Below are 24,383 nucleotides of genomic sequence, written 5' to 3'. Positions count from 1 at the left end.
TTACAATTAATAATGGATAGCCGGTGTTTTAGGAATATCGACACTATATGGTTCAACTTTACCTGTTGCCACATCATATATGCGTTCATTCGTTATTGTCATAGCCTCTGTTAATTCCGGATAAGGAATATTACAAGCCGTAACAACACCTATGTTATAATTCTCACCATCGAAACGGCCATAATAAGGCTGATCGATCCATTGAAAATAATGCATACCGACCAATTCTGGCCTTGCAAAGCCCTGTTCGATATAATTCCGGTAAGCGGCGGCACGTTCCTGCTGATTCAATACCCCAATAATACCGGTTGCAGGCAATGCTCTGTCTACTGCCCCCTGATGGAACTCTCCGATCATTACCGGTTTTCCGCTTCGTTCGGCAATCTCGGCCGTTGGAGGAGGAACCAGACCATAACCATTGATAGAAAATACATCAAAACGTTCTCCCGCCTTATAAAGCAGGTCGGAACTTAACCAGGCATAACGCATCCCTAAATTCAGATGGTTCTTATCTATTTTAATCACTTCATCACAAGGAATATCGACATACATCTTGACCATAATGGTTGAGAATTCATGAAAATCATCTTTGGCCACTTCCGACGGATATTCTTTAAACGTACGATCCTTCAAAGAGGCAAAATCCTTAAGATCTAAATTCCATTTGGCATTTACCTCTTTTACATTCCCTTGATACTTCTTTTCCAACCAGTTAATAAACTCATCTTTTGTGTGGGAAACTTGTTGGGTCGCAAACATTTCATAAGCCAGATTATGATAGCCGAAAGCCCATTGAGGTTCATTTCTCAAAAAATAACCAACCATATACGGATCATCTTTATAAGCTTTCAGTTGCTGTGCAAATTCCTTTGCATTTTGCAGATACTCATCGGAAAACACATCCGGGAAATCGCGATAAATAGAAACTTCCGTGCTTGGAAAATCCCGCAAAGGTAAAACATACGGAATGCGGCTTTTACGGGCAAAATCAATATCCGACCAATTGCCAACCGTGTTAAACCGAATTTTCTTCATCAAATTCTCTGTCACCTTATCCCATTGGTTTCTCCAGTCCTGTCCATATATACGGATCATATTCGCCACATAAAAGTCTACTGTTTTAAACCCTCTACGCTCTTTTACAGCTTCTGCGTATTCAGAATCATTATCCCCGGGAAGCCAATCGAACAAATCTTCAATACCATTAACCGGGCCACTGGAGTTCGGACCGATACAATCAATACCGACACTCAAAAAAGCATAACCGTCCGGATCTACCAGCCACCAACGGGTTCCGTCATGCTGGGTTCTGAAAAAACCGGTACTTTTAAACGGTTTCTTTTTCCAACCACCAAAACGCCCCCACTCCGATGGGAATCGGGCATTCTCAATCTTTTTAGCCATCTCTTTATTTTGCAGAACCATGTCTTTCTCATCTTTCAGCTTACCCGGCCATTCTTTATCTTTCCACTGTCCGAGCCGGTCTATAACCGGTGTTGAAATATCAGGGTAAGGTTCAGGCAAGGAGTCTGTAATAAAAATGGAAGCCAACTCATAAGAAGGTAGATAGTTTGTACCGTCGTAAGGTCCGAAACGGAGAACTACCTTGACGATATCTTCAGGAGCCAAACGATTACCACTTACAGTCCCTTTCAACTGGCGTGGAGAACGGGGAACAAACAATTGCTGTGCATCCAAATAAGACAAAGGAAAAACGACCTGAGTCTTCAATTGGGGTAATGTCCCCATCAAACAAGATATCCACGGCATATCCTTCTCCGTGCCGGATGTTTCCCCTCCTTGCAAAACAATCTTTTCAGCAACGAAATTTTTCATATCCTTATAAAACTCAATATTGATAACACCGCTGTATTCTGCTTCGCCATACACTTCGAAAACCAGATAATTACCTTTATCCCAGGCAGGCTTATCACCTTTTTCCCAGATCACCACACCCTCATTACCATCTGCCGGCGAAATATACAATATATCCTTTCCAAAGATATCGCTTGCTTTCACCTTTGTCTCTGCATTGGAATAGTGTGCAGCTATTTTCTGCATATCAAATTGCTGTACTCCGCCAGTCTGCGAATTACACGAAACAAACAATACACCCAGTATGCCCCAGATAAAAGTACTTATACTATTCTTTTTCATAGACTATCTCCTCCTTCCTTCTGTAAACGGAATATTCCATGTTTCCTCCAAATCTTCATACTGCAAATCTACCTGCACCGAAGAAGCCAGTAAAGTAGCCTTATCTGCTTTTACCTTTAGAGTAAACTCATCCCGTTTTTTCTGTTTATCCAATACCTGAACAACCTTCTTCCCTTCTGGATCGATCCACGTTATCGTGCCTTTCACGTTTTCATCTAGTGGATCCAGCAATCTGATATTTATAATGTTACCTTCTTCTTCCACCTGTATTTGCAAGGGGAAGCTCCATTTAGCCCAGGCCATAGTCGATTCTTTGGTATACTTCCGATCCGCGCCTTCCAGTTTTACCTTGTCGGCAAAAACGCCGGATCCAATCTGTTCGTAAGCTCCAAAATCTGTATGACCATCATCCAGAGGATTTCCCCAAAAGTCATGTTCACCGGATAACGGGACATAAACTCCTGTATTAATACACGGAGAATTAGGTTGTAGCTGATAACCTTTTAATGAACACAATCCTTCACCACCACTTCCCGGAGCAACAAATAACGGATCGGCAACCAACTTTTCAGGATCATCCGGTATACCGTTTTTCCAGGGGCCAAAATAACAATTATGATAGAATAATTTGTCCAATGCTCCAGTTTCGGGCTTAACCGATTCATCAAAAGTTCGACTCAATACCTCACCTGTGGAATAAGCTGTTCTGAAATAGCTCTGCCCGGACGCATAGAAAATATTGTTGTAATATACAGCCCCCAGCTTACTCTTATCCGCAGAACCATCATTACCGCAGAAAAAATCCAGATCTACTGTACCATAGTCAATATAAAATACATTATTGTACAATACATTACGATCACTGATATCGCACTGCATCTGAACCAGATGAGTCTGGTCGTTCTCACTGATATTATAGCGGGTTACATTTTCAAAAGTACGATTCATCAATAATAAGAAGCCATGATTATTACGGCTGTAATTGTATTGCGCTATACAGCGTTTACAATAAAAATCGAAATCATAAGCAAATCCATCTCCGTTACCGGGTTGACGACCAGTATCATAAACAGCATTATACTGCATAATCGTTTCTTCTGCATCCTGTATCCAGATCGCTGCCGTATGAGGCCACCATGTTTCGCCACCTTTCAAATCCAAGTATCCTGAACGCATACAGGTACGTTTTGCCACATTATGTTCGATCATACCTCTGTAACAACCTCCTACAAAAATACCGTCGCCCCCCAAATTCTCCATATAATTATAACGGACATTCAGATTATTTTTACATCCGCGAACGATAATCCCGCACTTATCAAAGCGTTCGATACGATTATTCTCGATCAGTACGTCATTCAGGCTTGTATTCAGACGATTGTTGTTCATCCCGCCTCTTTTATTTTGTATCTGTACCAATATGGCACAACTGTTGTAGCCTGTATATTCCGTATTACCACCGAGCTGCCCCCAAATATCATGGATATGGCAATTGCGCACAATGATATGTTCCACATGCTGATCTTCCCCCTGAGCCAGTGCGACAATTCCCTGCCGTCCGATTTCCAGCTCCGGGGCTGCACCACTGGTAACTTCCATATTTTCCACAATCCACCAAGATTGATTATAAAGGCGGATACCAGCCCCCTCGGCCTTTCCTATGTTAATCACGGGTCGGTTCTCACCCCCATAACTGGAAAGAAGGATAGGGTTTCCCTCGGCTCCCGAACCTTTCAATTTTAACTGTCCATACCAGACAGCTCCCGATTCAAACAAGATTTTGTCGCCAGGGAGAAACGTAGTATTGTTTACTTTATCCAGACTTTTCCACGCATCCTTAATAGATAATCCGGAAGCATTGTCATTACCGTCCAGAGAGACAAAATATGTTTTATTCTGGCTATATACAGCCAATGCCGTAAAAATCAGGCATACTGTTAATAAAATCTTCTTCATGCTCATGATATTAGTATTAATTACTTACTGAAGAGGAATACATAGGAGAGGTAGTATGGGAACAATGTTATTGACACCTGCCTCGACAGCATTGTTCCCATATACCTCAACAACGTTGTTCACATGCTACTCGATAATGCTGTTCACATGCACCTCGACAACGTTGTTGATATACCCCTCATAAATAAATGTTAAAACACACCTGTTTGTGCTACAAGATCGGAATCAATAACCCGGATTTTGTTCCAGAGCACCATTAGAGAGAGTCACCTGATCTTCAGGAATAGGCAGCAATTCACTTTTCCCCTCTACAAAGTTCTGTCCTTTTATAGAATTGTATTTCTGAGAATAAGCTTTCATGACCTTACCCAAACGGCCTTGTCTGGCCAAATCCCAGAAACGCTGTCCTTCACCGGCCAGTTCAACACGTCTTTCATGCCAAATCAGATCACGCAACTTCGATTTTTCAGTCTCCGTTATTCTAGGTAATACATTCTCTTGGGTTGCATTCAGGCGGGCTCTCGAGCGTACCTGTTCCAAAAAGTCTAACGCTTCAGTAGTCTTACCTAACTCATTGGCGGCCTCTGCCATATACAATAGTACATCTGCATAGCGGTAGAAAATTATATTCTTCGGACAATCACTCTGGTCAACCTGGGAACGCTGAGCATAAGGAATATACCATTTCTTTGGTTGATATCCGGTAGAACTGGCTTTATTCTCATTGATACGTCCGTCGAAGAATTCGCCGGGGAAAATAACCGTTGCATTCAGACGAGGATCACCATCTTCATAACTATTTACCAAATCCGCAGTAAGACAATGCATAGACCAGCCATTATGCCATTTTACAGGATCGTCAGGATCTGCATCATGTTCATAAAACGACAGGATCGACCCTTCATTGTCATCCGCCCAGCCAGTACCACTTATACCGTGCTGAATCTCAAAAAGGGATTCTATTCCATTTTCATGTTCTAAGGTAAAGACATCGGCATAGTTAGGTTCCAAACCATACTCTCCAGAATTAACAACCTCCTTTAAAGCCTCGTATGCTTCCTGAAATTTCCCCTGATAAATATAAACTTTACCAAGCATTGCATAAGCAGCTCCCTGTGTTGCACGACCTAAATCTGCAGCCTGATACTCACTTTTCTTGGGTAAAAGCTCTATCGCCTGTTTCAAATCCTGTACCATAAACTCCCATGTTTCTTCGATAGAGGCACGAGGTGTATAATATTCATCATAAGTTAGCACATGATCGATAATAGGCATCCGACCATATTGACGAGTCAGGAAGAAATAATTAAAAGCCCGCAAAAAGTATGCTTCGCCCAAAAACTGATCTTTCTTTGCCGGAGATAGATGCTCACTATTGGCAGTTATACTTTCTATTGCCTGGGTAGCAGCAGAAATACCCCTAAAAGCCTGTGCCCATAAAGCATTACTTACCCAATTAGTCGGCAAGTTATCAAACTTCTGTAAAGATTGAGCAACAGAGCCAAGCCATGAAAAAGCTTCACTATTGCTATTTCCCAGATCCGAATCGTCCGAACAATCATCTCCGATAATCATAAAAGGAGCCAATTGAAAAGATTCATTCTGCATAATAGAATAAATACCGATAATAGACGTATTTGCCTCATCATCTGTCGAGTAATAAGTTTGAACCGAGGTCTGAACCAAAGGAGTCTTATCCAGAAAATCCGAACACGAACTCAGCAACAACAATGATAATCCTACTAATATATTTTGTGTTTTCATATACAAATCTCCTTAAAAGTTAATAACTGTTCCGACCATAAATGACTGAGCCTGCGGATATTGCCCTCTATCCACCGACAAGTCTGTTGCGACTTCCGGATCAAATCCGCTATAACCGGAAATAGTAAATAAATTCTGGGCTGAAATATAAAGACGAATAGAAGGCTTAAATCCTTCAGCAAGCTTTGGAGAGAAAGTGTATCCTAACTGGATATTTTTCAAGCGAAGATAAGATCCGTTTTCAACATAATAATCAGAGTTACGGAAGTTACGGCTATTTCTTGTCAGATCCTTGGTAGGGATAGGTTGGGTGTTCGATGTATTTTCTCCTCTCCAATAATCATCCAGATATTCCGCACGTACATTCTGCTTCCCGTCGAAACGCATATAATAATACTTGGCAGCATTATATATTTGATTTCCTGCAACCCCCTGGAATAATATACTCAAGTCGAAATTCTTATAACTAGCATCAAATGACAAGCCATAAGTAATATCCGGAATAGGATTACCTATAAAATCCATATCGCCGTCATCAATCTTTCCGTTGTTATTCAAGTCCTTGAACTTACGATCACCAGGCTTGGCATCCGGTTGGATCAGTTTACCGTCTTTCACATAAGCATCGATCTCGGCCTGATTCTGGAATATGCCATCCGTCACATAACCATAGAATTGTCCGTAAGGTTTGCCTACTTCACTCCGAATTATATTTCCTAATGCACCCTGTAAATCAATCAACGTATAATCGTAAGGGAAACTAGCCACTAAGGCTTCGGAAGTACCTAAACTGGTTACTTCGTTTTTAACCAGTGCCAGATTTCCATTCAGACTATAAGAGAAATCACCTTTATTCCCTTTAAACCCAAGTGTAAACTCAAATCCTTTATTCTGCATACCACCTACGTTACGAACCATACTTCCAAATCCTGAAATCCGGGGGATCTGTTGTGTCAACAAAATATCTTTTGTCTTTCTGATATAATAATCAGCCGTAAGGCTGAACCTGTTATTAAACAAGCTTAAATCTACACCGAAATTCAACTGTGTGGAAGTTTCCCATTTAGCATCGACATTACCGATACCGGAAGGTAACGAACCATTCACTCTGTCCTGGTTTTGTCCCAAAGTATAATACCTCTGTTGCGCTATAGGAGTCAAATACGGATAATAAGAAGATATATTTTCATTTCCGATCTCCCCATAACCAGCCCTTACCTTCGCTGAACTTAAGACACTCTGTTCCCAGTTTTTAAAGAAGTTTTCTTCTGATAATTTCCAGGCAAGGGCAGCAGAAGGGAAGTATCCCCATCTGTTATTTTTCATAAAGCGGGAAGAACCATCCGCACGAATACTGGCCGTAATAAGATAACGATCCAAAAGGCCATAATTGATACGTCCCAGATAAGACAACATAGTCAGTTCCGCACCATCACCTTTTGCCAGAGGATTTTCCGTAGCAGCATCAAAATACCAGAACTCCTCATCTTCGATCGGAACATTTTGTTTAGTCACTTCATAAGCATCGTTTGTATAACTCCGGGCAGACATAGCAGCCATCACTGTCAAATCGTGTTTCTCATTGAAATTATGATGATATGTCAACATGTTCTCCCATGTCCAGTCTATTGTCCGAGCTGTTTTTCTAGTAACCGTATTCATTAATGTCGAATTATCGGCTGTTTCATAAAATACAGGTTGGAAATCACTATCATGATTATTTCTGAACTTTATACCAAAGCGGGAAGTAAATACCAGATCTTTCGTCAAATTAAGATCGGCACTAAAGTTACCTACAAAATAAAGGCGTTTATTGTTACCATTATTCCTGGCGATACGCCCGGCCGGATTTTCCAATCTCATTTTACGGATACCTGTATAATAGTTCGTTTCCGGATCGATAACTGGAATATCAGGAGGAGCAATCAAAGAAGACAGGAAAATACTGGTAGGATCCAATCTTTTATGATTGGTCATAGCAACGGATAGCGATGTCGTGAATTTCAGAAAGCTGGTTGCTTTGAACACATTGTTCTGGTTTAACGATATACGGTCAAAATCCGTAGATTTGACGATACCTTCCCGTTTATAATAATTGGCACTGAAAACAGATTGTACTTTCTCGCCTCCACCTGTCATGCTGATATTATAATTCTGGAACTGGCCTAAATGAGATACGGTATCATACCAATCCGTATTATAAGGCATATTGGTAGTGCTTGAATACAAAGGCCCTTCACCGGCATTCTGGTACGCGATATTCGATAGTTCCGCATATTGTGAAGAATTAAGCATCGTCGGTTTTGAAGCAAGGTGTTCAATACCATAATAAGCATTGAAATTAACCTTCAAATCACCTGCTTTCCCTTTTTTAGTCGTAATTACTACCACACCATTAGCACCACGTGAACCGTAGATGGCACAGGCTGAGGCATCTTTCAATATCTCGATCGATTCGATATCGTTAGGACTTAGATGATTTATATCACTCATAGGAAAACCGTCGACTACATACAATGGCGAAGAATCGTTCGGAGTACCCACCCCACGGATCTGAATAGATGCCGTCGCATCCGGAGAGCCTGAACCTAGCGAAACAGATACGCCGGCAGCCCGTCCTTGTAATGCCGCAACCGGTGAACTGGTGGCTATTTTCGTAATATCTTCGGCTTTAACAGAGGATACAGATCCCGTCAGGTCGCTTTTCTTCACTGAACCGTATCCAACCACAACCAGTTCGTCCAACGTCTGGCTATCCTCTCTCATCACAATATTCAACGACTTCTGATTGGTTATTTTTATTTCCTGTGGTAAATAACCTACATACGTAAACTTCAACACGGCATCTTCCGAAACTTCTAAAGTAAACCGGCCATCCATATCAGAAATAGTACCGTTCGAGGTACCCTCTTCCAAAATATTTACACCGATAATAGGGCCACTCACATCTTTAACGATTCCAGTGATTGTCTTTTTTCCACTTTGCTGAGAAGATATTACTTCAGCCTTATACAATACAATATGGCGATCTTTAATCGCATACCGGAGCCCGGTATTTGCCGATATTGTATTCAGTAAATCCTGAATATTAACATCCTCCTTATTTATAGAGATTTTCTCATTCTTATTAATCTCTTCCAGATTATAGAAAAACAGGAATTCGGATTGTTTTTCTATTTGTTTCAGTACATTCTCCAACGTTTCATTCTTGGCAGAAACTGTTAGTTTGGCTGTCTGTGCATAGGTTGCGGCAAACACCTGCGACAGACAAACAGTTAGCATTAACACGGTTAACTTCATAATGTTTATAGCTCTTTTCAGGTTTACAAAAGCAACTATACGTTGATTATTCATACTCTAATAGTTTTAAGATTAAACACATTTTCCACGGCAATGGAAGTTTAATTGAATCACACATTTTAGAAAAGGGTATCCGGCAAGATATTTTTCCCAACTTCTTACTTTTTACTTTATCCACTCATACATTTAATTTTAAAGGTTAACTAATCCATACCTCTTATTCCGAAATTGTAACATGTCGTTTGTCGATCTTATATTTGATCGGGACAGACAGGTTAATGACCTCCATAATATCTTTTATACTTTCTCCCCGATAGAATGTACCGGTAAAAGTTCGTTTATTCAATGATTTTGAGAGAACGGTAAATTCAGCTCCGTAAACATGACTCAACCGGTCGAGAATAGCATCCAATGTTTGTTCCGAAAAATAATAGTAGCCGGTTGTCCATGATGTATATTGCCGGGCATCCACATAATTCAAAGAGGCAGTTTTCCTGTTTCGGTTATAAATAAACTGCTGATCAGGTCTTAGGATAGTCTCCCGGCCACCGCCTAAAGTCATTAAACGCACAGAGCCTTCCAACAAAGTGGTAATGACCAGCGAATCTGTCGGATAAGCCATTACATTAAATTTGGTTCCGAGAACTTCGATATCCTGCTCCATGGTCTTAACGATAAACGGTTTCTCCTTTTGCTTAGCTACTTCAAAATAAGCTTCACCTTCCAAATAAACAATGCGTTGGCTTTTGCCATAATTCTTATCATAATAGAAATTTGTTTTCGCACCTAAACAAACTTGTGTACCATCCGGTAATTCTACAATATCAGCCTCCAGGCCATCACCTCCTATATATTTGGTAAACAAATCACTCTCCACCTTCGCTGGATAGAAAAAGAAATACGTAGAACTAACCGCTACAGCAATTAAAGCGACAGCAGCATAGCTAGCAATCCGGTACCAAAGACTAAATCTGCGGGCTTGTGGCTTTTCCTTTTTATTAAGCAAGCGTTGCCAACTTTCATCTACATTCAAAGCGTTTCCTAAGGAAATGCCGGCATCGTACATTGCCTTTATCTCAAAGAACAGTTCCTTGTTTGAGGCACTCTCATTTACCCAATCATAAAAAAGATCGATCTCTTTCTCAGAGAGATTACCTTGTAAATAGCCAATGATTAATTCTGTATATTCGTTTTCCATGATATATCTCCTAAGCTTTTTCCTATGGGGTGACTTACCCCTTTATTTCCTTAACGAACGGTAGGAAAAAAGTACTCACATGAAAACGAACTTTTTTTCAAAAGAAATGATAAAGATGGAATAAAGCTCAAATCAATGTAAAGAAATAGAAAAACAGATGGGAACAATGTTTACGTAAATAAAGTAATGACCTGTACAGTTGATTCTCGACAGTACGGACAGAAAGCCCCAATTGATCAGCTATCTCAGCCGCTTTCATGCCCTTCAAATAAGAAAGACGAAAGATCTCCTGTCCACGTTCGGGTAATTCTTCCACTTTCTTCATAAGAAGTTCCATAAGATCTTTCCTCATGAAAAGTTCATCGGACGATTCAAAATAATCCAACTCATCCAGTTTGAGTTGCACGGCACGGATATCCAAAATTTCCTGTTCTACATTTGAACGACGCAGATGGTCGATACAAGCATTACGGACAGCAACATAGAGAATACGTTTCAGATCGTCATCCGGAAGAAGAAATACTTGCCTATCCCACAGTTTTAGAAAGACATCATGCACGATATCTTCAGCAAAGAAACCGGAAACAAACTTACCCGCAAAGCGAAGTAGCATTGGAGCATATTCAAGATATATGCGCTGATAGCAATTCGTGGTCTGATCTTTCACTTCCATCTTGCAAACATATAAAATATCAGGTATTATTCCGCAACTTCGCCAGCTTTTAACGCATATTGCCCGCTCAAATAGTTAAGTATAAGAGTTGTTTCACTTAGGAGAAACACTTGTTTCACCCTAATGAAACACTTGTTTCTCCTAAGTGAAACAAAAATAAGGTCACTTTACATAAATAATATGTACGGATGGTTCTTCGAAAGAGATAGAGTCGATCGTACCCGTTTCGGTGTTGAAGCAGCGGATCGTATCTTTTTCCGTATTCTGGATCGTTACTTTCCAGCCGTCAGCTTCGCGGTCGATCGACAGGATATCCGTTGTGTTGCTGCCGGGAGAGATTGCCAGGCCGTGGGCGTAATGGACGGTTTCGATATGATAACGTCTTACGTCGAGGGGGAATTTCTTGCCGTTGCAGACGAAAGTAGCGGTATGCTGTTCTTCGTTGCTCTGCCAGTCGGTGTTCAGCAGATAGATGGTGCGGCGGTCTTTGCTGTCCCAAACGGTAAAGCCGATGGAAGGGGCAGACTCGATCCAGCCGGCAGTCTGTTCCGCGGCAACGGTCGTTTCGCCGATCTCACGCAGGGTTGTTTCGTACCGGCTTCGCAGGGAAGTTTCTGCCGGATAAGCGGGAGACGGGAAATAGACGATCTTTCCGTTTCCGAAGGCAATCTCCGTTTTGGCCGTCAGCGACTGGTAGTTATCGCCCAGCATTTCACGGATAACGGCATCGTTGGCCGGGAAGCGGACAGGTTGATCCGGCTGAAGTTCCGCATTCAGATGGGCGGCGGTCAGCACAAGCGTTCCACCGTCGAATACATAGTTACGGATACGAAGGAAATCGTTCTCGTCGAAGCTGTTCCAACCCAGAAAGACCATTGCTTTATACTTATTCATTACATCCAGAGGAGCTTCCACCGGCAAGAGATCGACAGTTCCGTACGGAGTAGCCGTAAACCAACCTTGCGGGCCGCAAGCATCCACGATATTATCCGGATAGAAAACATTCAGCAGGTCGAAGCTTTCGGTAGCCTTGTTGAACGCCCACTTATCGCCTTTCTGCGACCACAGGCTGGAACGTCCGAAAGACTTCCAGGCGTCGTTTCTTCCCTGGATCACGGCAATATTGCTTTTCTGTTCGCCACGGCGGGTGTGCGTCTCGATAAAATCCAGTACGCGGTGCTGGGCATACAGATGCTCCTTGCCGGATTTTGTAAAACGATCGTTAGCATATTCGTCTGTCCACAAAGCCTCTTCCGTATTTATATGGGACGAACCATGCATATAGGCAACCGCCAGCGACATATACAGGCGAAGTGCATGTTTCGGATCAGTAAACGGACGGGAGCCCCATTGCATGGCATGCAACGAACCGTAATGCGGCCGGCTGTAAGCACGGGATGCCCCGCGAAGGGAAGAAAGGATGATTTCTTCGGGGCCGTACATCTGTTCGGCTCCGAGCCAATTGTAACCTGCCTGATAGAGATAACGGAACAGGGAAGACGGACCGGTATGGCGGGTACTTTCTCCTTTCGAATAACGGAAGTTCTCCACCAGTTTACGGGCACCGTCGGCCATATCTTTCACACCTTCGGGATCGTAATGGATAAAGACGCCGTGGTCGGTATAGATCGGACGATGTTTGGCAAAGATACCGCCGTAAGGACGGTTGCGGGCAGCCATATCGGAAAAGACTCCCTGATAGAGGAAATGTTGCCAGTAATAGTAACCGCCATCATTCTCGTGCGCCTGCTTGCCACGGAACATCGGCGAAGCGAGTGTTTCGAGGTCGGGATTAATACGTTTTCCGGCCAGCGTACGGCCTTCCACCTGCCAGGCGTAAGGCATCTGAAGCTTATTCAACAAATCGGTATAGTGGCGGATAATTTCCGGATTGGCGACACGGAAACCGCTCCATTGGTACGAGGGACGGAACTGGTACCAGTTGCCGATACGGTTTGAAACGTACCATTTAAAGAAATAGTCATACGGAGTATATTCCTTATCGATATGAATTTCATCCCCGGAAGAGAGATACACCTCGTCCGGTTCCTTCTGAATGATCTGGCGGATCGAAACTTCCGCCTTGCGGGAACCATCGTCGAAAACCAGCGGCACGGCCGAAGCAAACTCATCCGCCCTGAACTCGACGACATGCAGGCCTGTCTCCTTCAGTTCTATCTCTTGTTGGGAAGGAGAGACGGAAGCCGGAGCCTGTACCTTCAGTTTTACATTCGGCTTATTCGTTTCCAGCAGCACTCCGAAAGCACTCCCGGCAGATACATATTCGGGAACAGATACTATTTCATAGTCACGCGCGCTCTCTTCTATGATCTCCAGGGAACGGAGTTCGTAGGGATAAGCGGCACGGTTATCTTCTTTCAATAGGGTTAGTTTCAGGTCGCCCTTTCCCCCGACGGAAGCAGGCAGAGGGATATAAAAGTCGGCTACGTCGGAAGCACGGTCGAAGATATTGCCTTCAAACACGGTCGTACCGTTATAATCCAGTTTCCAGCGCGGCCAGCTACGGGTAGAAAGGTTACAGCCTGTCCAGTAATTATAATCGTCGGTTTTATCGGCAAACTTAGTAAAAGGGATAGCACAAACCGGTTTCTTGTTTTGCATCAGGCGGGGAGCTTCCACCCAGCATTCGCCGCTGAAATAAGTTCCACCGATACGCAGGAAGGCACAAGCCACATTCTCCGGAAGGATAAACTTCGCGATTACATCCCGGTATTTGCCTGTTCCTTCGGGTACACTGAAATATAGCAGGGAGTCCGGACGGTCGTAGATATCATCCTTATAACGCCCCGGTTTCTTATAAAAGAGTTCTATCTCCACGCCGAAGTCGCCACCGGAAGAGACCGACAGGTTCTGCCGTTGAATGACCGGTAAGGTAACAACCAGCTCGCCGGGTTTCAGCAAGTCTCCCGAAATACGGTAATAGGCATGACGCTCGAAGTTATTGTCTTCCCCCTTGAAATAAAGGGAATACTTATCTTTCTTTACATGAACGGAGTCGAGATTATCATCGATATAGAACTCGGAGCGGCGGAACATCTCTTCCCCCCTACTCTGGAAAGGAGCAGGCATCTTCACGCCACCTACCACACGAAGGAATTTCCGCGTCGGATAATCCGCCTGCTGAAACGAAACATCTTCGGTAATACTGTTTCCGGGAGTTAATAAATAAACCTTCTCACCGCCGGAAGGAGTGAAAACGACGGTTCGCTTCTCTGTCTGTATAGGGCCGGCAAAAAGCAACGACACCGCAAAAATCTGACTAACCAGAAGATAAAAGACTCTTTTCATAACTAATATTTAGATATATCTGTTAATAGATAGGTCAAATGTACGATTAATTTCCTTCTTTATGTACTTTTGTCTTTCCATTGAACGAGCGAAAGAAAAGAAAAATGATAGTTGTTAGAGATACGGAGTTATTGAAAGGGAAGAAACTGGCTGCCACCATCGGATTCTTTGACGGTGTACACCTTGGACACAGGTTTCTTATTAATGAACTGAAAGAGGTTGCGCAGGCGCGCGATCTGCCTTCGGCCGTGATCACATTCCCGGAACATCCCCGTGCCGTATTGCATTCCGATTATCAGCCGAAGTTACTCAATTCGTTTGAGGAGAAACTGGAACAGCTGGCCTCGACGGGGATCGATTATTGTATCGTGCTCGACTTTACGATCGAACTATCGCACCTGACTGCCCGTGAATTTATCAGCAACGTGTTGGCCGACAAGCTGCATGTGGAAACCTTACTGATCGGTTACGACCATCGTTTCGGGCATGACCGGACAGATGGGTTCGAGCAGTATGTCACCTATGGAGCCGCCTGCGGGATGGAAGTGGTAAAAGCGTCTCCCTACGACGAAGGGCGTACGGCTGTCAGCTCTTCCGAGATCCGCAAATTACTGACGGAATGCCGGGTGGAAGAGGCGAACAAGTTGCTTACTTACCCGTATCAACTACGGGGGACGATTGTAAACGGCTATAAAGTAGGGCGTAAACTGGGATTTCCGACTGCCAATATACAGGTGGACGAGCCTTTCAAGATCGTTCCGGGTATCGGTGTCTATGCCGTATGGGTGTACTTGAATGGGGAGAAATATAAGGGGATGCTTTACATCGGCGACCGCCCCACACTGGACAATGGCAGCAATATCACGCTGGAAGTGAATATATTGGACTTCTCCGGAGATATTTACAATAACGAAATAACCGTTGCGTTTATATATTATGTACGGGGAGATATCAAATTCGGTTCGCTGGAAGAACTGAAAGAGCAATTGGGTAAAGACCGGAATACGGTCGGTAAATTATTAACGGAATAAACAAGATGGAACTTTACTACGAAGCAATAGATACTTTAAAAGGAATGATCAGCCGGCCTTCTTTCAGCCGGGACGAAGCGGCGGTAGCCGACTTTCTGCAACAGACATGGCAGTCGGCCGGACATACGGTACATCGTAAAGGTAACAACCTGTGGATTGTCTCTCCCGATTTTAATCTGGATAAGCCGACCCTACTGCTCAATTCCCACATCGACACCGTAAAACCGGCATCGGGCTGGACAAAAGATCCTTTCAATCCCGAAGAGAGTGAAGATGAGAAGTTATACGGCCTTGGAAGTAATGACGCGGGAGCCAGTGTAGTCTCCCTGTATGCCGCCTTTACCCGGCTGATCGAAAAAGAGCAGGCTTATAACCTGATCTTTCTGGCTTCATGCGAAGAAGAGGTATCGGGCAAGAACGGTATTGAAAGCGCTCTGGCGGATCTTCCGCCTATCGCCTTCGCCATTGTCGGAGAGCCTACGGGCATGCAGCCGGCCGTTGCTGAAAAAGGATTGATGGTGCTCGATTGTGTTTCCATAGGGAAAGCCGGACATGCTGCCCGCAACGAAGGTATCAACGCAATCACCCTGGCCATGAAAGAGATAGAGTGGTTCAACACGTATCAATTCCCGGAGAAGAGCGACTTTCTGGGGCCGGTAAAGATGAGTGTGACGATCATTCATGCCGGTACGCAACATAATGTCGTGCCCGACCGTTGCGAGTTTACCGTAGATATCCGTACCAACGAATTCTATCCCAACGAAAAGTTATTCGAACTGATCCGGGAACAGGTCGGTTGCGAAGTGAAAGCCCGTAGCTACCGCCTCAACTCGACACGGACAGACCTGAATCACCCGTTCGTTCAGCGGGCTGTCATGATGGGGAAAGAACCTTTCGGTTCCCCTACGCTGAGCGACCAGGCACTGATGCCATTCCCTTCCGTCAAGATCGGCCCGGGAAACTCCGCCCGCTCGCATGCGGCAGACGAGTATATCGGTTTAATGGAGATCAGGGAAGCGATCGACACGTATGTGCGTTTGCTGGATGGATTGAAACTATAATTATATGCTGAAAAAGATACTGGGGACAATAGGCACACGCTACCTGATTGCTTTCCTGAACCTGATGCTTATTTTCATTAATGCCAAAGCATTAGGGGTGGAAGGTGTCGGTTTGGTGGGTATTATTCTGGCATCGATCAGCATAGCGGTTGTATTTAACGGGGTACTTTCCGGAAATACGATCGTATATTTCATGAACCGCTATTCCATGCATACGATCCTGCTCCCGGCTTACATCTGGCCGCTGGCCGGTTCAGGCATTGCCTGCGGTGCCATGTTATTATTCGGCTTGTTCCCAAAGGAATACTTCATTGATATTTACCTGTTATCTATTATATCTTCTTTTATAACGACTAACGCCCGTTTCCTGCTCGGGAAAGATAACATCACTGGTTTTAACCTGACTTATATGATGCAGGGCGGGCTGTTGTTCTTCATTCTCCTATACTTTTATTATATAGCCGGCTTGCAGGAAGTATCTTCTTACGTTTACGGATTATATATTACCTATGGGATTGCATTAGTAGGCAGCTGCATCCTGCTATATCCTTATTTGACCGAAAAGGAAGATAAGCCGGCCAACAAAACCGCCTTCTCCATATTAAAAGAGATGTTCACCTACGGACTATGGGGAAGTGCGGACAATATAGCAGAAGTACTGACTACCCGCCTGAATTATTTCCTGATACAGCGTTTCGCGGGCTTGGGAAGTGTAGGTTTGCTCGATGCCGGTACAAAGATCTCGGAAAGTGTCTGGCATATCAGCCGGAGCGTCAGCTTTATCGAATACAGCAGCGTAGCCCAGACGACCGATCCCGACAAACAGGTAAGGATTACGCTGAAGTTATTCAAACTTACCTTTTGTGCCATTGCAACAACCACCATCTGCATTCTGTTTATTCCGGAATGGGTTTATACCGAATATCTGTTCAGTCCCGAATTTACAGGCATGCGGAAAGTGATCTTCGGTCTGGCTACCGGGATTGTTGCTTTAGGTTGCAACAGCATATTAAGCCATTATTTTATAGGAAGCGGGAAAATACGTTACAGCGCTTACAGTTCAAGCATAGGGCTTATCACGTTGTTGATAGCCGGATACATACTGATACCCATCTACGGAGTGGTCGGGGCAGCCATCACTTCCAGTATTGCATTCTGTGCCATGCTGACATTCTCAATAACCGTATTCTGCCGAAAAAACAGAACACGGTTATCTGAATTCATCCCCGATAAAGAAGATTTTAATGAATTAGTGAAACGGATTCATAAGAAGCTTAATATCTGAAACTTCCTCCTCCCAGGAACTCACGCAGAAGCGATGTACCGGGCAGTCCTACATCCGGGATATAGTTGAAATAACGAAGGAAGCGCAACAGGCGGTAGGCTTCCGCATTCTCGTCATCGCTTTCACGTACCTCGGCCAGGATCGGCTCGGCAAACTTGCGCAGGGCTGCCAACTCATACAACATGGCGCTGTTGAACATGGCATCCGCATTCTCCTGATAAGGGAAAATCCATTTGTCTTCTCCCCGGCGTACGCTCGGCCAACGGGCAATCGTGTCTTTTGCCGAATATCCCCGGAAACGGTAGTCACGGATGATACGGCGCAACAGGCGGTTGTCGGTTGTCGGTATCCAGTTATGGTTGTCCAGCGAGATAGAGGTAAGAACGGAGACATAAACCATGTACTTATACTTATCGTCTATCATCGAGGTCAGTTCGGGATTCAAGGCATGGATACCTTCTATCACCAGGACTGAGTTTTCCTGCATCTTCAGCTTTTTGCCTTTATAGATCCGTTTGCCTGTTCCGAAATCGAAAGTGGGCACTTCTATTTCCTTTCCAGACAGTAAGTCTTTCATCTCACTGTTGAAATAAGGTAGGTCGAGGGCATAGAGCGACTCGAAGTCATACTCTCCGGTTTCGTCTTTCGGCGTATCTTCCCGGTTCAGGAAGTAATCGTCGAGTGAGATGGCTACCGGATGAACCAGGTTCGTTATCAGCTGGACTTCCAGACGTTTACAGAAAGTCGTTTTTCCGGAAGACGACGGCCCCGAGATCAGGACGATACGGACGCCCTCCTTATATCTCTCCGCTATTTCCTCTGCAATCTTGGCCACCTGCTTTTCCTGCATCGCTTCCGAAACCATAATAAGTTCGGAGGTATGGCCTTGTTCAATGGCACGGTTCAGATCGCCTACGTTATTCAAATCCAGTGTACGCTGCAAGGTAAGGTGTTGCTTATAAGCCTCGAACATCTTATCCTGCTGGATAGCCGGTTCCAGTTCCAGCGGATTGCTTCTTTTGGGTATCTGGAGTAATACGCCGTCGAAATAAGGGACGATGTCGAACAGCTGGACATAGCCGGTCGAAGGAGTCAGACAGCCGTAAAAGAAGTTAATATATCCGTCCAGTTCGTAATATGAGGTATAAGGCATTCCGGCTGTTTCGATCAGACGGGCTTTATCATTCATGCCCCGTTCACGGAACAAGACCGTAGCGTCCACCGTACGAACCGTTTTATGCAGGAAAGGCAGATCGGCATCGATAATCTCACGCATCCGCTTCTTTATCTTGTCAATCGTTTCGGTATCGATCTTCTTACCGTTATGGATTACACAGTAGTAACCTTTCGATATCGGATGCTCCAGATTCAACGTGGCGGAAGGAAGCACATCGTTCACCGCCTTAGAGAATATATGGCACAGGGAACGGACATAAGTTCGAAGCCCCGAAGACTGCGTATAATCCACAAACTCAACATCCTTCGGATGCCAGCAACGGAAATTCAGCCCTTCTACCTTGTTATTCACTTTTGCGTTCATCGGACGGTAACGCAAAGGCGCTCCCATCGTCGTATAGATATCCAATAAAGAAGAGCCCATAGGGACTTCTTTATAAGTATTGTTATTTTTGCAATAAATTGTGATTGTTTCAGACATATTATATCAGTTATTATTTGTAGTTTTGCTCACTAAAGTTAGGAATATTAATCGGATATACATCTACGTATAACTATTTTTTGATGGATAATACAATTTTTACCGTACTTAAACTGCTCGGATCACTTGCGCTATTAATGTACGGAATGAAAGTTATGAGCGAAGGTCTCCAGAAATTGACGGGAGATCATTTGCGAAATATCCTAGGCGCCATGACAACTAACCGGTTCACCGGATTGCTCACGGGTGCGTTTATTACGGCCGCAGTACAATCTTCAACCGCTACCACCGTTATGACCGTAAGCTTCGTGAATGCGGGACTTCTGACTTTAGCACAGGCCATCTCCGTTATTATGGGAGCCAATATCGGGACAACGGTCACAGCCTGGATCATGTCTATTTTCGGCTTCCAGTTCAACATGTCCAATATCATTTTCCCGTTGTTCGCAATAGCTCTTCCTTTAACTTTTTCGAAGAAAAGCGGACGCAAGTCATTCGGCGAATTCGTATTCGGATTCGCTTTTATGTTTTTAGGGTTGACGACCTTGAGGGAGAATGCGATGCATATGGATCTGGAACACAACCAAGCAATCCTTACTTTCATCACTTCCTGCAAGGAATGGGGCATGTTCTCCGTATTGTTGTTCCTGCTGGTGGGAAGTATCATAACGATGGCCGTCCAGTCGTCGGCTGCCGTCATGGCTATTACGTTAATATTATGTTCGAGCGGGGTACTGGATCTCTATCTGGGTATTGCGTTAGTCATGGGAGAAAATATCGGTACAACCGTGACTTCCAATATAGCGGCGCTTACCGGGAATGCCCAGGCACGCAGGGCTGCTTTCGCCCATTTCATATTCAACTTCTTCGGGATCATCTGGATACTCTGTATCTTCCATCCGTTCATAGATGCCGTTTCGGGTATCGTCAATTATCTGGCTCCGAATACTCCGAAAGAGATCTCGATTACCTATACGCTTTCTGCGTTCCATACTGCTTTTAACATCTGCAATGTATTAATTTTAATATGGTTCATAAAACCGATCGAACGGTTAGTTTGTTTCGTGATCAAAGCAAAGCCGGAAGACGAGGAGTACCGCCTGCGTTATATAACCGGTGGCTTGCTATCCACAGCCGAACTATCTATATTACAAGCAAATAAAGAGATATCTCTGTTTGCGGAACGGACTACCCGTATGTTCAACATGGTGAAGGACGCATTTTATGAAAAAGACGAAGATGTCTTCATGAAAACGTATAACCGGATCGAAAAGTACGAGAATATCAGCGACCATATGGAGATTGAGATAGCCAACTATCTCACCCTGGTAGCGGAAGACCGCCTTAGCTCGGAGAGTAAAGAAGAAATCCGCATCATGCTCCGCGCCGTCTCGGAAATAGAAAGCATAGCCGACTCCTGTAATAATCTGGCACGTACAATCAAACACCGGAACGAAGGGAAGTCTGTCTTTACCGACAAGCAGAACCATAGTATAGACAAGATGTTCGAGCTGGTTACGAAGGCACTGCTGCAAATGAACTCGGTACTGAAAAAGCCGGAGTTGAGTCGTGACGATATCAACCCGTCGTACAATATCGAGAATGAAATAAACAATTATCGCAATCTGCTGAAACAACATAACGTGGAAGATATCAATAATAAGGACTACCAGTATCAGGACGGGGTATATTATATGGATATCATCAGTGAAGCTGAAAAATTAGGTGATTACGTATTAAATGTTGTCCAAGCTGTTGTTGAGAAGAAAATATAGTATGCATACATTCATTTTAATCGGATATTTATCCACTTAAATTTACATAAATGGACTATTCTTTTTTTGATTTTCTTACGCTTGTAGGAGCATTAGGTATGTTCCTATACGGAATGAAAGTGATGAGTGAAGGTTTACAGAAAGTCGCGGGAGACAAGCTACGCAGCATCCTCTCGGTAATGACGACTAACCGTTTCACTGGTGTGCTGACCGGGATACTGATCACTGCACTTATTCAGTCATCAAGTGCTACTACCGTGATGGTTGTTAGTTTTGTTAACGCAGGACTTCTGACACTGACCCAATCAATCAGCGTTATCATGGGAGCCAACGTCGGTACGACGGTTACGGCATGGATTATCTCACTCTTTGGTTTTAAAGTAGACATCAGTGTCTTTTCCCTGCCACTTATCGGTATTTGTATCCCGTTAATATTCTCCGGTAAAAGCAAACGGAAGTCATGGGGTGAGTTTTTAATGGGTTTTGCATTCCTTTTCATGGGGCTGTCTTATTTGAAATCTTCTGTCCCCGACCTGCAAAGCAACCCTGAAATCCTTTCTTTTCTACAAGATTACACCTCCCTGGGATATCCTTCCCTCCTTATATTCCTGCTCTTAGGAACTATCCTCACAGTCATCGTACAATCATCCAGTGCAACCGTAGCCATCACATTGATCATGTGTACGCAGGGATGGATTCCTTTTGAAATGGCGGCTGCTATGGTATTGGGAGAGAACATCGGAACAACTATTACCGCTAATATCGCGGCTATTTCGGCCAACGTCTCTGCCCGTCGTGCAGCAATTGCCCACCTGATGTTCAACGTATTTGGTGTATGCTGGGTGATGGCCTTGTTCTATCCGTTCACCAATATGATCTCCTGGATCGTAACCAACTACGGTCCCGGCGATCCGAACGAAATGACCCAGTTCCTTAGCACACTCGATCCGAAGACGATCTCGCTGATCACTTCCAGTGCACAGATCACAGATCCGCACCTGCTTGCCTTGCAAAAGCAGCTGATGACATTACAAGTTTCCGTTTCGTACGGTCTTTCCCTGTTCCATACCGTATTCAATATAACGAACGTTTGTATCATGATCTGGTTTGTGAAGTTCTACGTATACGTTTGTTCCGCTCTTATCAAGCCGAAGAATGTAAGCGACGAAGAAGAATTCCAATTGAAATACATTCCTTCAGGTATGCTTTCCACCTCTGAATTATCATTGATGCAGGCCAAGAAAGAAATCGCAGTATTCGGCGAACGTACACAACGTATGTTCGGAATGGTTAAAGAACTGATTTACGAAAAGAACGAAGACAATTTCCTGAAGATATACAGCCGTATCGAGAAGTACGAGAACATCAGCGACCGTATGGAGATCGAGATAGCCAACTATCTGACATTCGTTGCAGAAGGACGTCTGAGTTCGGAAGGTAAAGAAGAAATCCGCGTCATGCTACGTACAGTAACGGAAATAGAAAGTATTGCCGACTCCTGTAATAACCTGGCACGCGGAATCAGACGCCGCAACGAAGGCAAATCGGTGTTTACAGATGGGCAAAATCATAATATAGATCAGATGTTCGCCCTGGTAGAAAAGGCATTAACCCGCATGAATCAAATCCTGCATATGCCTGAAGTGGAACATGACGACATCAACCAGTCTTACAATATTGAAAACGAAATAAACAATTATCGTAATCAGTTGAAGAGCCATAATATGGAAGATGTAAACAACAAAGTATACCAGTATCAGGATGGTGTTTACTATATGGATCTTATCGCCGAATCTGAAAAATTGGCTGACTACATTCTAAATGTTGTCCAGGCGGTTATCGAAAAGAAAATATAATCGCATATTTGTTGGCATAACACACTTTAAAGTCCTGGTCTTACATAAGATCGGGACTTTTTCAATATAGAAAGAAAATAAATTACAGAGATCATTCAGCAATAAGGAAAGGTATATAAACAATTAAAGCCTGTCTCACGACAAGCCCTAACCAACTTTGTTAACCTTAAATCTAATACTATTATGAAAAAACCACGATACAAAGATAAGGCTGTAGCAAGCGTTTGTCAAGTCTTTTACAGACAATATATGTTAAGTCCGGCCGCGTTCTTCTCCAAAAAATGTTATCGAACACAAAACTATATACACTATAATCAAAAACTACTAAAATTAACACACAAAAGAGGTCTTTACAGGAGATTTTCCGAATCGAGAGCACTTACAGTGTGTCTACAATTTTTCGTTGCTGTTCAAAAAACATGATGCGGTCTTTCTCCCCGCTTTTCGAGATAAGGGTAGATGTCCGGATTAGGGATTGCAACCACTTTTTCATCTGCTGAAAGATTTCCTCATCACATGAAGTAGCATCATTCAAGGTAAACGATTTAAGCATAGTTACATGGCTGTTACGGGTTTCCACATAACTATAACTGGTTTCAAAGTTGATACTACTGACAAAAAAATGAACATTCTTGCCTTCTTCCCAACATCCACGAGCAGCCAGAACCTCCATATCATCGAGGAATTTATGCAACTCCCTTTTCAATAATTCTATTTCTTCGTCGGTAATAAGATAGATGCTGGCAAAATATTTAATATCGTTCACCAGATACCGGAATGTCATATTGTCTATTATATGATAGGCATTGGCAGCCTGTCTTACTTCCATTACGATCTCATGATTAATCATCAAAAGCCTGTCGGGAGGAGTTATTTCACTATATTTTACCGGTACAGGATCACCACACTGATACATCCATTTGAAAAGATAAAAACGATAGATATTCCTATAACTCAACACGATCGATTGGGGAAGGATATTCAAGGCATCCCCCACCTCCGAATTCGGATCGTCCCTAAGATACCTCAAACCATCGAGAAAATGTTCCAGCATCCTGTAATCCTCCTCCCTTGGATGGAGGAAATTCACCATCTTCATCTGAAAAGGCCTGCTCTTTTTCAGGGAACAACCGATAATATGATCGAGGGAGATATCCAGCTTATTGGCAATAGCTGCAATTTCGAAGATTGTGAACGGGACATCTCCCCTCAACCTCCGGTAAACTGCTTCTTTCTCTATCATCAACAGATCGGCTAACATATTTGTCAGCTTTCCTCGCTCTGGATATTTCTCCCGGATCGCCATCACAAGGTTTTCATACAACACGTCATTTTTCATATTAAAATCTTTCATTCAAAAT

The 24,383-nt window shown here is 43.6% G+C and carries 14 protein-coding genes; 5 read left to right on the top strand and 9 right to left on the bottom strand.

Annotated elements, in window-relative coordinates; all coding sequences use genetic code 11:
* Window positions 1-6: 6 nt before the first annotated feature.
* From HMPREF1212_RS22735 to HMPREF1212_RS22705, 7 genes are all read right to left on the bottom strand, one after another.
* Complete coding sequence (locus HMPREF1212_RS22735; protein WP_046151191.1) at window positions 7-2,157, bottom strand: hypothetical protein; 2,151 nt, start codon at window positions 2,155-2,157, stop codon at window positions 7-9.
* A gap of 3 nt (window positions 2,158-2,160) precedes the next feature.
* Window positions 2,161-4,113, bottom strand: coding sequence for a right-handed parallel beta-helix repeat-containing protein (locus tag HMPREF1212_RS22730; protein ID WP_157317112.1), 1,953 nt, complete (start codon window positions 4,111-4,113; stop codon window positions 2,161-2,163).
* 225 nt (window positions 4,114-4,338) lie between these two features.
* On the bottom strand, window positions 4,339-5,877 hold the full coding sequence (locus HMPREF1212_RS22725) for a RagB/SusD family nutrient uptake outer membrane protein (RefSeq protein ID WP_028730320.1): 1,539 nt from the start codon (window positions 5,875-5,877) through the stop codon (window positions 4,339-4,341).
* Between the two features lie 12 nt (window positions 5,878-5,889).
* Window positions 5,890-9,231 carry a TonB-dependent receptor gene (locus tag HMPREF1212_RS22720; RefSeq protein WP_028730319.1) on the bottom strand — a complete coding sequence of 1,114 codons (3,342 nt, stop codon included), beginning with the start codon at window positions 9,229-9,231 and terminating at the stop codon, window positions 5,890-5,892.
* A 163-nt stretch (window positions 9,232-9,394) separates the two neighbouring features.
* The gene (locus HMPREF1212_RS22715) at window positions 9,395-10,375 is read right to left on the bottom strand and encodes a FecR family protein (RefSeq protein WP_028730318.1); all 981 of its coding nucleotides are present in this window, start codon (window positions 10,373-10,375) and stop codon (window positions 9,395-9,397) included.
* Between the two features lie 127 nt (window positions 10,376-10,502).
* Complete coding sequence (locus HMPREF1212_RS22710; RefSeq protein WP_046151189.1) at window positions 10,503-11,048, bottom strand: RNA polymerase sigma-70 factor; 546 nt, start codon at window positions 11,046-11,048, stop codon at window positions 10,503-10,505.
* Window positions 11,049-11,210: 162 nt separating this feature from the next.
* Entirely contained in the window at window positions 11,211-14,357 is a 3,147-nt protein-coding gene (locus HMPREF1212_RS22705; protein ID WP_046151188.1) for a hypothetical protein, read from the bottom strand.
* 104 nt (window positions 14,358-14,461) lie between these two features.
* Here HMPREF1212_RS22705 and ribF point away from each other — a divergent pair, with 104 nt between their 5' ends.
* Genes ribF through HMPREF1212_RS22690 form a run of 3 tightly spaced genes read left to right on the top strand, consistent with a single transcriptional unit; the run spans window position 14,462 to window position 17,734 of the window.
* Complete coding sequence (gene ribF / locus HMPREF1212_RS22700) at window positions 14,462-15,388, top strand: riboflavin biosynthesis protein RibF (RefSeq protein WP_046151187.1); 927 nt, start codon at window positions 14,462-14,464, stop codon at window positions 15,386-15,388.
* A gap of 5 nt (window positions 15,389-15,393) precedes the next feature.
* Window positions 15,394-16,449, top strand: coding sequence for a M20 family metallo-hydrolase (locus tag HMPREF1212_RS22695; protein ID WP_046151186.1), 1,056 nt, complete (start codon window positions 15,394-15,396; stop codon window positions 16,447-16,449).
* A gap of 4 nt (window positions 16,450-16,453) precedes the next feature.
* Entirely contained in the window at window positions 16,454-17,734 is a 1,281-nt protein-coding gene (locus tag HMPREF1212_RS22690) for a lipopolysaccharide biosynthesis protein (RefSeq protein WP_046151185.1), read from the top strand.
* Here HMPREF1212_RS22690 and HMPREF1212_RS22685 read toward each other — a convergent pair.
* Window positions 17,724-19,391: a nucleoside kinase gene (locus HMPREF1212_RS22685; protein ID WP_028730312.1), complete on the bottom strand. Its 1,668-nt coding sequence runs from the start codon at window positions 19,389-19,391 to the stop codon at window positions 17,724-17,726. The genes HMPREF1212_RS22690 and HMPREF1212_RS22685 overlap by 11 nt on opposite strands.
* Window positions 19,392-19,474: 83 nt before the next feature.
* Between HMPREF1212_RS22685 and HMPREF1212_RS22680 the strand changes: the two genes are divergently transcribed.
* Both HMPREF1212_RS22680 and HMPREF1212_RS22675 read left to right on the top strand, forming a co-directional pair.
* Window positions 19,475-21,166, top strand: coding sequence for a Na/Pi cotransporter family protein (locus HMPREF1212_RS22680; RefSeq protein ID WP_046151184.1), 1,692 nt, complete (start codon window positions 19,475-19,477; stop codon window positions 21,164-21,166).
* Between the two features lie 50 nt (window positions 21,167-21,216).
* Window positions 21,217-23,022 (top strand): Na/Pi cotransporter family protein, encoded by a 1,806-nt coding sequence (locus HMPREF1212_RS22675; protein ID WP_046151183.1) that lies wholly within the window; start codon window positions 21,217-21,219, stop codon window positions 23,020-23,022.
* A gap of 379 nt (window positions 23,023-23,401) precedes the next feature.
* Here the strand turns inward: HMPREF1212_RS22675 and HMPREF1212_RS22670 are convergent, their stop codons facing one another.
* On the bottom strand, window positions 23,402-24,376 hold the full coding sequence (locus HMPREF1212_RS22670) for a helix-turn-helix domain-containing protein (RefSeq protein WP_232430189.1): 975 nt from the start codon (window positions 24,374-24,376) through the stop codon (window positions 23,402-23,404).
* Window positions 24,377-24,383: the final 7 nt, after the last annotated feature.

Source organism: Parabacteroides sp. HGS0025 (assembly GCF_000969845.1).
Taxonomy (GTDB): domain Bacteria; phylum Bacteroidota; class Bacteroidia; order Bacteroidales; family Tannerellaceae; genus Parabacteroides; species Parabacteroides gordonii.
This window is presented reverse-complemented; position numbering and strand designations above follow the sequence as displayed.